10 protein-coding genes are annotated in these 12,302 nt (G+C 44.6%); 2 read left to right on the top strand and 8 right to left on the bottom strand.

Annotated elements, in window-relative coordinates; genetic code table 11:
- A partial coding sequence (locus ACXLDX_RS04285; RefSeq protein ID WP_457575957.1) for an AAA family ATPase occupies nucleotides 1-446 on the bottom strand: 446 nt, incomplete at its 3' end.
- A 519-nt stretch (nucleotides 447-965) separates the two neighbouring features.
- Between ACXLDX_RS04285 and ACXLDX_RS04280 the strand changes: the two genes are divergently transcribed.
- Complete coding sequence (locus ACXLDX_RS04280) at nucleotides 966-1,919, top strand: aldo/keto reductase (RefSeq protein ID WP_457575956.1); 954 nt, start codon at nucleotides 966-968, stop codon at nucleotides 1,917-1,919.
- Between the two features lie 14 nt (nucleotides 1,920-1,933).
- Here ACXLDX_RS04280 and ACXLDX_RS04275 read toward each other — a convergent pair whose 3' ends face one another.
- The 5 genes from ACXLDX_RS04275 to ACXLDX_RS04255 form a co-directional block, all read right to left on the bottom strand.
- On the bottom strand, nucleotides 1,934-3,283 hold the full coding sequence (locus ACXLDX_RS04275; protein WP_457575955.1) for an MATE family efflux transporter: 1,350 nt from the start codon (nucleotides 3,281-3,283) through the stop codon (nucleotides 1,934-1,936).
- A 48-nt stretch (nucleotides 3,284-3,331) separates the two neighbouring features.
- Nucleotides 3,332-3,877, bottom strand: coding sequence for a DUF4388 domain-containing protein (locus tag ACXLDX_RS04270; protein WP_457575954.1), 546 nt, complete (start codon nucleotides 3,875-3,877; stop codon nucleotides 3,332-3,334).
- Between the two features lie 6 nt (nucleotides 3,878-3,883).
- The gene (locus ACXLDX_RS04265) at nucleotides 3,884-4,975 is read right to left on the bottom strand and encodes a cache domain-containing protein (protein ID WP_457575953.1); all 1,092 of its coding nucleotides are present in this window, start codon (nucleotides 4,973-4,975) and stop codon (nucleotides 3,884-3,886) included.
- 146 nt (nucleotides 4,976-5,121) lie between these two features.
- Nucleotides 5,122-5,823, bottom strand: a complete 702-nt coding sequence (locus tag ACXLDX_RS04260) for a potassium channel family protein (RefSeq protein WP_457575952.1) — start codon at nucleotides 5,821-5,823, stop codon at nucleotides 5,122-5,124.
- A 280-nt stretch (nucleotides 5,824-6,103) separates the two neighbouring features.
- Nucleotides 6,104-7,501 carry a FlgO family outer membrane protein gene (locus ACXLDX_RS04255; RefSeq protein WP_457575951.1) on the bottom strand — a complete coding sequence of 466 codons (1,398 nt, stop codon included), beginning with the start codon at nucleotides 7,499-7,501 and terminating at the stop codon, nucleotides 6,104-6,106.
- A gap of 245 nt (nucleotides 7,502-7,746) precedes the next feature.
- On the opposite strand from ACXLDX_RS04255, the gene ACXLDX_RS04250 reads away from it, so the two are divergent.
- Nucleotides 7,747-8,559: a nidogen-like domain-containing protein gene (locus ACXLDX_RS04250; protein WP_457575950.1), complete on the top strand. Its 813-nt coding sequence runs from the start codon at nucleotides 7,747-7,749 to the stop codon at nucleotides 8,557-8,559.
- 227 nt (nucleotides 8,560-8,786) lie between these two features.
- Here ACXLDX_RS04250 and ACXLDX_RS04245 read toward each other — a convergent pair whose 3' ends face one another.
- Complete coding sequence (locus tag ACXLDX_RS04245) at nucleotides 8,787-10,814, bottom strand: methyl-accepting chemotaxis protein (RefSeq protein ID WP_457575949.1); 2,028 nt, start codon at nucleotides 10,812-10,814, stop codon at nucleotides 8,787-8,789.
- A gap of 52 nt (nucleotides 10,815-10,866) precedes the next feature.
- Nucleotides 10,867-11,766 carry a phosphate/phosphite/phosphonate ABC transporter substrate-binding protein gene (locus tag ACXLDX_RS04240; protein WP_457575948.1) on the bottom strand — a complete coding sequence of 300 codons (900 nt, stop codon included), beginning with the start codon at nucleotides 11,764-11,766 and terminating at the stop codon, nucleotides 10,867-10,869.
- Nucleotides 11,767-12,302 lie beyond the last annotated feature (536 nt).

Here is a 12,302-nt window from a genome sequence, read left to right as displayed (position 1 = left end):
ACCATTTTGCGAATACGTTCCAACGTAGCCAGATAAATATTTTCGGCTTCATCAAAAACAACGAGCAATTTTTTCTGTTCACCTTTCAAGGTCGCAATAATATGATCAAGAGCTCCAGTGCCTTTATCTTCTGGCACTGTTGTCAACTTCACACCAAGGCGCATAGCGACTATTCGCACAACATCATCAAAAGACTCTACCGTTCGGGGGAAAAAAACCGTTAAAAAATCTGCTGGCCCATCTTGTTCCAACATCCGGCACAACATCGTCTTCCCACTTCCTTCTTCCCCCGTGAGAACAAGAAGAGGAGCTCCACCAATTACAGCCTCTTTCATTTGAGACAACAGCTCACCCCGCTGAGTGCCAGTGAAAAAATTCTCAAGACTACTTTCTTCCTGAAACGGTGCCGTGTTGTATTTCTCTGGATTCCTAGCCATTTCCGTCATAATTTTCAGATCGCATATTGAGTGATTTTCTTTCGGTATGAAACAACATTAAACCTAAATCCTGCAATTGGCAAGTTTGCCGGAGATGCGAGGTTCAATGGCGCTGACGTGTAGGCATACTTCAAGTCATTGAAAATGAAGTAGATTCGGTAAAATTGCCAATCCCACAGGGCAAAGAAAATGAAAAAATGTACATTCACCTAAAATGTGAATGACCGAATTTGTTAGCTATATCATAACGTATTGAAATCAGTTTATAATTATATTTTTCCATTTTTTGAAGTGCAGGATTTAGGTAAAACTACATATAAAGCTCCAGCCAGGCATCCAGACGCAACTCCTCACAGCATACCACGGGTTGAAATGCACGATATATTTCCCAAAACGATTTTACTGCAGACCATTGACCACACTCACTGAACACGATAATATGAAAGAATGGACCACTTGCTCACCTCCAACTTCTTTCTTGGGCAATCCCCGTTCAGAGATAATTAAAAAACAGACTAAAGGAGTCTTATGAAATATTACACCCTGAATAATAATACGACAATTCCCGCCTTAGGTCTCGGAACGTGGAAATCCAACAGAAATGAAATTCTGACTGTTCTCAGAGAGGCTGTCAGGATCGGCTATCGCCATATTGACTGTGCGCCGATTTATGAGAATGAAAAAGAAGTTGGTGATGGTCTTGCTCCTCTCTTGAAAGAAGGAATAGTCAAAAGGGATGAGATATGGATCACTTCAAAACTCTGGAACAACAGCCATGCACCGGAGGATGTGCTTCCGGCCTTGAAAAAAACACTGTTTGATCTCCGCCTGAATTATCTTGACCTCTACCTGATCCACTGGCCGGTTGCCTTTGTACGAGATGTCATCTTTCCCCGAACCCCTGACGAATACATCCCCCTGGAACAACTCCCTCTGGAAGACACATGGCAGGCCATGGAAGAGTGTGTGGAACAGGGTCTTGTAAAAACTCTTGGAGTCTGCAATTTCAGTATCAGAAAACTGGAAAAACTTCACTTAGAAGCAACAATAAAACCAGCCGTCAATCAGATAGAACTCCACCCCTACCTGCAGCAGAATAAAATGCTCCAGTTCTGTAAAAAAAGGAACATTTTCCTGACGGCCTATTCACCTCTTGGTTCAGGAGATCGACCACCTAAAATGAAAAAACAGAATGAACCGACACTGCTCAACACACCAGAACTAACCGCCATTGCAGAAAAACACTCCATATCACCAGCTCAGGTTCTCCTTGCCTGGGCACTCAAACGAAAAACCATCGTTATTCCCAAATCAACCAACCCCAAACGTTTGAAAGAAAACCTGGCTGCCGCTGATGTGAAACTCGACGAAAATGATATGCTTGCCATCAACAGACTTAACCGGGGGTACAGATATGTAAATGGCTCCTTTTTCACCAAAAACGGTTCTCCTTATACCATGAGAACTATATGGGATGAATAGCCCCGACAGGCTCTTCATTTTACCTTCAACAGTTTTTTCAGCAGAAGAAAATAAAGGCTTACAGCAACAAGCCCTTTGATAACACTGCTGATGGTGATAATCCACCAGACGCCGCTGTACCCATAATGGGTGAAATCTACCAGGATATAAGCCGCCGGAATCCTGAGCCCGGTAAAGACTATGGAGATGACGGAGGGGGTTCTTGTCCTGCCGAGACCATAGAAGCCCCCCGTTGTTGCAATTTCCATTGCCATGAATACCTGGGAAACCGCCAGAATTTTCAGATAAAGAATACCAACATTCACCATCTCCGGATCTTTGGCAAAAAGAGAAAAAATCTCTGAACCGAAAGCAACGAATGCCACAGTTGCCAGAAGACCTATTGCCGCACTCAACCCCAGAATACAGTAATACCCTGTCCGAATCCTCTCATACCGACCTCCCCCGTAATTCTGTCCGGTAAAAGCGCTGAGAGCCGTCGAAAACCCGAGTGCGGTACTCCATGAGAGTGCCTCAATATTCATACCAATATTCTGCACCCCCAGGGGAATCGTGCCAAAAGATGAAACAATCCTGCCGATTACCATGGAAAACAGGCAGAATGCCACCTGGTGACAGGCCACTGGTGCACCGATCCGCATCACTCTGCCAAGAATTTTTGTTTTCAGAGGTGCCGGTAACCTCAATCCCGGCAGTATCGATCCGGATTTTTTCAGGTTTATTACAAAAATGGAAAAAACCAGCGTATTTGAAAATACAGTCGCCAGGGCTGCCCCTTCAGCACCGAGGGGAGGAAAGAAGAGAAGACCGAATATCAGCAGTGGATCGAGGATGATATTGACAACCAGTCCAATCGAATTCACAATAAACGGTGTTTTACTGTTTCCGTTTCCGATATAGACAGCACTGAGGACCGGATTCAACGCCCCGAAAATCAGGGCAAAAGATATTATTTTCAGATAACCGGTTGCCTGCTGCAGTACAACAGTATCCAGTTTGAAAAACTGCAGCAGGTGAGCTGCAAAAAGAAACAACAGAACATTGACGACAATTGAACCGTAGAAACTGGCAGTAAGGGCATTTTCAGCAATCTCTCCAGCCTCTTTCATGTCTTTTCTGCCGGCAGCCTGCGCGACAAGAGTCTCGGTACCGGACTTTGCAGCATAGAAAAAGCTGTACAGCAGCCACATGAAAAAACCGGCAGTAGTCACAGCTGTTACCGTTGCAGCGCCCATCCGGCCAAGCCAGATGACATCGGTTAAATTATAGGCCATCTGGATGAACGAAGTGCCTATGATAGGAAGAGATAGCTTAACCAGCCGAGGTAAAATCGCCCCTTTCGTCAGGTCTGTTCCGTTATTCATTCAACCCTGTTTTACAGGTTCGATCAGTTCCGGGTACCATGAAAAGTTTCACTTCAGCTTCTTCAGAACCTCTTCTCTGAATTTAACTGCCTGCTGAGGTGAGGGAATCTCCAAAGCCAGCTTTTCCACAATATCCTGTAAATCCATCTCCCCATGGAAATAATCTTCACAGACAATCGCCGCCATCGGCCCGATATATTCAACCAGGCTTTTTTCAAGAACAGATTTATCTTCCTCGCTTATTCCTCCTCCGGGGCCTGAAGATCGGACAGTTTCAGGAGGAGACTCCACCCCGCAGAAACCTGTGAGCCTTTCAATAATAACATCTGTATCGGGTAGATCAGCCCGTTTACGGCCAGGAGTAAATCCTTTCTGGAAACGATAACGGCCAACTTTAATCGTCGACATTTTCTCCAGGGCATCCCGACCGTGTCTGTTGAAAAAATAGATGGACGTTATATCTCCATCCTTAAACAGTATCTGTGCGGATTTATTTGCGCCGGTTGCCACAAAAAGAGTCCCTGTTGCACGACTTCGATACAGCCTCCCTATCTCATCAACAATATCCTTTAAAGGTTTGTAATCCCGGGTCATGGCAACTTACCTTCTACGTAATCTGTCAAACGCCATCTGCAGACTGACACCCATTCTTTCGATTGCCCGCGCCAGTGCACCAATTTCATCCCCACGTGTTGTTTCTCTTATTTCCGCATCCAGTTTTCCCCTGCTGATTTCATCCGCGATCTGTGTCAGATTACGGATTGGTGTGCTTAAACGATTGGCCAGCAGATAAGCAATAACAAGAACAGTAAGACAGGTTATAATCAGCAGCACAACAGCGTTTTGACGGGCGCGGTCAGCAGCGCCATAGGCCTCGGCGTAGTCCTGCTGAACGATTAGTGTCCAGCCCTGCCGGGTTTTACTGGTATAGGAAACAATTTTATGCCCGTTGTCCTCAAAGACAAAAGAGTTCTGATCAAACCTGTTCCTTTGCCTGAGTGCCGGGTGATAACTGTAATCCTGAAGTTCGGCAGTCACTGCACCTTTTCCATGGGCAATAAGACGATAGTTTTCATCAAGCAGAATGGCAAAACCGGTTTTGCCGATTTTCGTTTTAGTGACAGTTTTTGACAGATCCTCGAGGGTCATGGCAATGGCAATAACCCCAAGTTTTTTATTTCTCTCTCCAACAATTGGTTTGGCAAGAACGAGAGCGGGTTTCCCGGATGTTTTTCCCAGGAGAACCTGCTGTCCGACTGATCGACCGGCAATAACCTGCTTGAAATAATTCCGGTCACCATAGTATTTCTGTGGTTTACCATCACTTCGTCCCAGGTTTTTCCCATTTGGCAGAATAGTAAAAGCCAGATAAACCCAGTCATACGAATTACTCATTGTTTTCAATACAGGATTCTGTAACTCACTGTCCATACTGCGTATTGCGGGAGTAACACCATTCTGTGCCAGCATCCTGAGGTTCATGGTTGTCCATTCATCAACACTTCGGGAAAGCGCCTCAGTTGTGGTGGCAAGATTATGAAAAATATTGGTGGTCCAGTCCTGCCTGGACTTGTAAATGCTGATATACCAGAGACCACCCAGAGGAATAAGCGCAATTATACACATGGTCACCAGTATCTGATGCAGTATTTTAAACCCACCTGTCCGTTCAAGGGAATTTTTTTCCACCATTTCTCTCTCCATTTCATGTAATCTGCTGCACTGTTTCACCTGCATTTTCATCAAGCCTATACCATAAAAGATGACCGTGCAAGCCATTTCAATGAGGCTGAAGCAGGTGATAGCAAAAAGAAAACTGTGTTTTCAGATTACCCTTGTCACTCTCTATCGAGGTCCAACTTTGTCCCCTTTTTCTCGGAGATATACATCCCCACCAACCAGGCAACAAGAACCGCAGTAAAAAACTGACCGAAGATAGCCTCAACCTGACAGAGAGAGGCTGCACCTGGAGTCCTGGGAAAAATATCGCCGTAACCGACTGTTGTAAGGGTAATCAGAGAGAAATAGTTGAAAATATGAATGGAATGGTTGTTGGGATCATCCAGTAGCAGGCCGCCATAGGATCCCGGCAGCAACCCATCCATGAGAGTATACAGTGTACCCCAGAATAAACCGATAATCAGGTAAAGGCAAAAGGTAGCGTAAAGAACATTTCGAGTAACTCTCTGACAGGACGCAATCCGGGTGATATACGAATAAACCAGAAGTCCAAAATAAATCGAGAGGAGAAAATAGGCTCCCATACGACTGAAACGAATAATATCATAAATACCCAGCCAGTACAGAACAAGTATCGGCATAAGAAGGACAATGGCAAAAGACCTGTGCCTGTCCTGCTTCCGGACAGTATAGATCGTAAAAAACATAACAGTGGAAAGGGAAAGATGGGCAAAAACAGTCAACGAGTGATAAGGAGATAGAAAGGGGCTTCCAAGAATATAGAGTAAAAGAAAAAACAACAGATTTCTGAATCCGTTTGTCTCTATCTGTTTCTTCCGGGAATGATGATCATTTGACATTCAGGTCATTCTCCAGGAACGTAATTACAACATACCTTGCAACCACTCATCAAACATATAACTATTCATTTTTACTACACTTATACTAGTGTCCCGTTAACACTGCTCTGACGTATCTTGCTTGTCCTTTTTCGCGCCATCCCACCTGCGGCTTATGTTACATAGCTCAACTATGTGCTCAAAGCCGCGGGCAGAATGGCACAAAAAATTGCAGCGCAATATTACGTCATTTCATCGTTGACGTGACACTAGAACGAAAATTCTGATTTTTCAATGCACTCTATAGTTGCAGAAGAGAGGTGGCCGCATACATAGTCAGCTTAAAAGATGGTGAATTGTCACGAACTGTTTCGAGAGTAGCGGAATATTTTTCGTCATGGGATGAAGAAAGAGCCTTGCAAAGCCATGCCATGGCATCGGTATGCCGCCTTCCTCCGTCCTCGTTTTCATAGCCGTCCAGAAGTTGCTTTTCCACCTCCTGATAGATATGCCTGTCAATATTTTCACCATTGATGATTTCTTTTGCAGCCTTGATTTTATCCCTGGCGTCATTTGACCTGAGGAGAAGCACCAAAGGTGATATCTCTTCCCTGATTTCTTCCGGAACCGACTCAGGCTCTGTTTTGGTTTCTACTGCAGACTCCTCAACTATTGCCGGAAGAGGTGAAAGGGTTTTGGCACAGACCACCTCCCTCCCGGCCAGAAGAGTCAGCCATCTTATAGCTGTCTGATAGCCCGGTCTCGAAATTTCGACATGATATCTGCCACTCTGCAGAACCATACCGGGAAAATACCTGGGCCCGATATTGAGAATACGGATTGACGCATCGGGCGGAACTGTTCTGAAAGTCAGCCGCAATTCATTGCCCCCGAGATCCGGTACTTCACGCAGTGTCAGCACCCATCCGTCTCCAAGATTTTTTGTTTCCGATCCTTTCCGGATAGTCTGGACACTTTTCACCAGTTGACCATAACTGATCCCGCCGGCTCCCTCTTCCTTGAGTACTGAAGCCTCGGCCATATTTCTCTGAACCCTTGTTATCCTGATACGACCGGTAAGAATCTGTTCCACATCAAGAACTTCTCCAGTCTTGGGATGCTTTATGACCGATCCCTCTTTATAGACGATAAACTCCATTCCCGCATGAATTCCACTGTCCAGACCAAGATCAATCATAACTGACTGGTTCTTCCTCTTCACAATATACCCGGTCAGTGGAAAATTTTTAACAATTCTGGCGGTCAGTCTTTTAATCTTTGTCTGCAACTCAGATTCGGAACCACAACGGATGTTTTCAGCGGCAATAATTGAGCCATTTTCCACATTGATTATACGGGAATTGACTTCGATATTTCCCGTGAGATGGAGAATTGACCCGGTGATTATAATTTTCACACCCAGTATTTTTCCAATCCTGCTGGCACTGTCCTCAGCAATAAGCCCTGTTGCCCCTAATTTCTGCTCAGCCAGGATCTTTTGCAACATGGCCCGCTCAACAACATCAAAACGTCCATCCTTTACGAGAGTTGTAATAAACCATTCCGAAACTATTGCCCCCATATCCTGAGTATAAAACGCTTTTCCATGCACCTCAAAATCGAGAACAGCAATCTTGGTTTTAATAAATTCACAATGCCCTTTGGCACCAGAAGCAAACACCAGCAAAAAAGATAGCAAAACAGCACCAGTAAAACTCTTAGTGTTCATTATAAAACTGATTCCTGAATTATTCGTGTTGATAAGTTGAAGAACAAACCTATTCAACAATGATCTTCAATGCAAACTATTTCACTATAATGAAAAATTTCACACTGCAATCCTGATCAAATTCTTATCCTGGCATGGCAAGGTAATTGCAAGTTAGGAACAAATTTGAATCTCTAACTATAGAGATTCAACCATTCCCAAAAGGAGATTGAAAAATGATCAGAAAAACCCTTTCCACCCTGGCAATTGCCTGTTTCTGCTTCACAGGCGTTGCCCAGGCCACTGCAATTCATGATGCCAACCTTTTCAGCAACACCCTGGCATCAAATGATGATTCTTCAACAGGGGCTGTAACTATCGGTTTTAATGCCAACTATTTTGGAACCACCTACAGCCAGCTGTTCGTGAACAACAATGGTAATGTCACTTTCGACAGCTCACTGAGCACTTTTACTCCCTTTAACCTGCTCAGTACCAGTACGCCGATCATCGCGCCTTTCTTCGCAGATGTTGACACAAGAAACAGTGATAATGTCCAATACGGTTCGGCCATTCTGAATGGACACAATGTCTTTGGCGTCAACTGGATTGATGTCGGTTACTTTTCCAGTGAAAACAACAAGCTCAACAGTTTTCAGCTTATTCTGACAGATCGCTCGGATACCGGTGCAGGTAATTTTGATATCGAATTCAACTATGACCAGATTCAATGGGAAACCGGGAATGCCAGTGGCGGCACAAATGGGCTGGGTGGAGATTCTGCCCGGGCAGGCTGGAGTGACGGCGTAGCCAATTCATATGAATTACTGGGTTCTGCAGTTAATGGGGCCTTTCTGGACAGTGGTCCAAACGCCCTGATAGCGGGCAGCCTGAACTCCAGCATAGCCGGACAATATATCTTTGAAGTACGGAATGGATCAATAAATCCAGACCCTGTACCGGAACCTGCTACCATGTTGCTTTTCGGGACCGGCCTTATTGGTCTGGCAGCAACACGCAGGAAGAATAAAAAACAGAAAACCATTTGAACTGGATCCTATCAGAAAAAACAGGCAGTACAAAAATAAAGTACTGCCTGTTTCCTTTTTCCGTATATCAGGACTTTTCTTCCATATTATCGAATTTCATTTCTCCTGTTTTCTCTCAATGAGACAAAAACGCTTCCCGGCTGCTCATCAGTGATGAGTTCACCGATTCAAAAAAGCACGGAAATGTCAATTTCAGGATAATTAAAAATTTCTTTAAAAAACAAAAGTTATTTAAAAGAGACTGGCTGTTTATCACATTCTTCAACTTTAAAACCGGCGATCAACTCCTGAAGGGATGCCGACATTTCATTTAACTGAACGGCCCTTCTGTTGACTTTGCCACTGCTTTCAGCCATCTGCCCGGCCTGTTCATTCACAACTGCAATCTCACCAGCCATTTCATCAGCTTCCCTTGCTCCTTCCGCTATGGATTGATTCACCGACTGAATGCCCCGGGACGCACTGCCTACATTCTCCGCAATTTCTCTTGTGGTTTCCAGCTGGTCGTCCACGGCCGTGACAATAACAGACACTGTTTCGCTCACGTCTTCTATCACCTCACGGATCTGATCAATATCGGAAACTGTTTCATCCGTGGACTTCTGAATACTCGAAATCTTCTCCCTGATCTCCCTTGTGGCATCTGCTGTCTGGCGAGCCAGTTCCTTGATCTCATTTGCAACAACTGCAAACCCTTTGCCGGCTTCACCAGCTCTGGCTGCCTCTATTGTCGCGTTCAAGGCAAGAAGATTGGTCTGTTCCGAAATATCGGTGATAACTTCAGTGACCCTGCCGATATCCGTCGCCGCCTGCCCCAGACTGTTCATCTTTGTAACTGTCTTGCCTACCCGGGACACGGCCTGACCGGCTATGGTTTTTGCTTTTTCAGAGCTACCGGCAATATCCCGGATACTGTTCGTCATTTCATCAGCGGCAGCGGCAATCGTATTCATATCGGCGGCAGCCTCCTCACAGGAATCTGACACGGAAATCATCTCCTCACTCATTTTCACTGCTGCCGCAGAAACCTTTTCAGATTTCCTGGAAGTGGCATTGGCGCCAACCGACATTTCTTCTGCAATTGATGTCAGCTCATCGGATGAGCGGGTAACACTCCTGGTATTCTTTGCAACCTCCTTGATTATTCCCTGCAACTTCTCCATAAAAACATTGAACCAGATTGCAAGCTGACCAACTTCATCATTGCTTTTTACCTGCAGGCGGGTACAGAGATCACCTTCACCCTGGGCGATATCCTTCAGGCGATCGGCTACATTTTCAACAGGTTTGATAAGAAGCCTGACCGCCAGAACGGTGACACTGCACAGCAAGACAAGACCACAGATCAATCCGGCAAAGAGGATGGTCTTTCTTGTTTTACTGCCGACTTCTCTGTTGGTTGCAAAAATTCTCTTTTGAATACCCGAAACCAGGCTCTTATTTTTTTTGGTAATGTTGCCAACAGCAAGGGCCAGCTCATCCACCACTGTTTTTGATCTGTTCCGAAGCGTTTCACTTATCAACCCGGCACTGTTTTCCGCAAGCCCTTCAAACCTGGAAGACATTTTATCCAGGGTTTTGTTCATCTTCGATTTATCTATACAGACAAGTACCTTCCCCAGGGTACTCCCTTCTGTAACAACAGGATGTTCCACAATGAAAACGGATGAGTCTCCGGCAGATGCTGAAAGAACTTTTTCATATTTTTTCCTGCCCCTGCCCTGGGCTATATATTTTTTAATTTTCTCTTTTCTCTTATCGAGATAGCGGACAAAAGGTTTTCCGTTGGACCGGATATACATGACATAGACCACGTTATCAGTGTTCGATGCGGATTTGGTATAAGTCACCAGGTCAGAATAATTGTTCGTCAAAATAGCCCTGGGGGCAACCTGAGCCAGAAGAACAGCAAGACTTCGGCCATTGGCCTGCAGGCTTTTTTCCCAATCCTCAGCAACCTGCATTTTTTCCCGATCCAGGGCTTTCCTGGTTTTCTCCGCGACTTCCTCACTTGCGGAAACAGCCATTTCCGACAGAATCCTTTGAATCTTTTTATAAATCCGGCCAAACTCTCCTTCGATTGTCGTCCTGGAAACCTCAAGATCTGAAGCCAGTTGATCCCCCATGTTGCCGAGCAGTTTCTGCTGACTGGAAGAAACCGCGTATGCCAGAATAAGAAAGGAAATAGTGAGAATTATCGTCAGCGGTACAAGCAATTTGACCCGAAGGCCCCGGTTATCAAAAATAGAAAACAAGTTATCTCCTCCCTGGAAAAAGGTTCAGTTCGAAAAATGTCACTCCAATTTTCTACTGTCCGGAGTAAACACCAATTTTCAGTACCTTCTGTAACTCCTCAACCGGTCCGTAGTCCAAAGAATCCCTCCAGCCGACAATTTTCGCGTCTTTTGCCGCCTTATCAGTACTTTTCAATTCCTTCAAAACAGCAACGACTTCAGAGGCCAGATCATCTCCCACATGAGCTAACTTAGCCAACGGCCATTCCGGATAAAGCCTGGTACTGCAGACGAAAGGAAAATCATTATATTTCTTCTGATTGATAATTTTCAATTCATCCATATCCAGCTCATCCGCCGCAACCATCCGCTCAATCGTATCAGTTCTTACTGTACCGGCATCAACAGCTCCGTTGATAACCGCATAAACAACATTGTCGTGCTTTCCGCCAAATTCCAGCTTGGCAAAATCTCCATTGGGATCAATGCCACCATCCAGCAACTCCTTGTATGCCATCTGCCAACCGCCAAAAGATGATTTTTTCACCGCCATAAACGTCTTTCCTTTTAAATCGACGAGGGAATTAATGTCTTCATTTTCTGCCAGGGTGAAAATGACTCCGCCAAAAGACTGCAATGGCTGTCCCTGCCTGGAATTAATCATTGTGGCAATGGCTGAAGCACCATACCTGACCTTGGCGGTAACATACATTGAGGAGTTAACCAGGAAGAAATCAACAGCTCCTGATTGAATGGCACCATTGACTGCATCAAAACTCAAAGGAATAATTTCAAAACTCTTTCCTGCCAGTTTTTCTGTCAGATATTCTCCGGTGGATTTCCATTTTTTCAGGGCCTTTACAGGGCCGTTTTTTGCCAGCACCCCGATTTTATACGTTTCTCCATAACTGAAAACAGGCATTGAAATCAAAAAACAGATCACAACTAAGACGTTCCTTCGCCAATCCTTCATGGTTTCCTCCTGTATATTTAAGATAAGGTGTAGCTGGACTCTATAACTCAGCAATAACAAACGGTAAAAATTCATACTGCACTAGAAAAGCTTCCTGAATCTAAAGTGAATTTTCAGATTGACAGCTATCGTCTGAAACATCCCATATCCCCACTCCATTGAACATCATTCCCTGACTAAGAAAAAGTTCTGCAGGCTGCCGGGAATATTAAAAATATCGCCCGAAAAGCAAGAATTTCAAAAAAAAACAGAACCTGCCGTTGAAAAAGCTGAAAGCGCTGATAGCCAAAGAAAAAGCTTACTCAATAATTATATCTATAGAGCAACAGATGTAAAATTTTTTCTCGAAACAGAAAGGAATAACCTGGAAACTTCAGAACCGTCAGACCTCGAAAACCTGACAATTATTCTGTTATAAAGGGACTGTAGAAAACCGGTTCAACCTTTTTTGCGATTAATGATGGCAATACCAAGAACAATAAAAACAATCGAACCGAGAAGAGAAAACGTCAAAGGCTCCCCCAGAAGAACAACTC

The sequence above is a fragment of the Desulfomarina sp. genome, assembly GCF_054039375.1.
The sequence above is the reverse complement of the archived record's forward strand: the minus strand, read 5'-3'. Positions and strand labels throughout refer to the sequence as shown.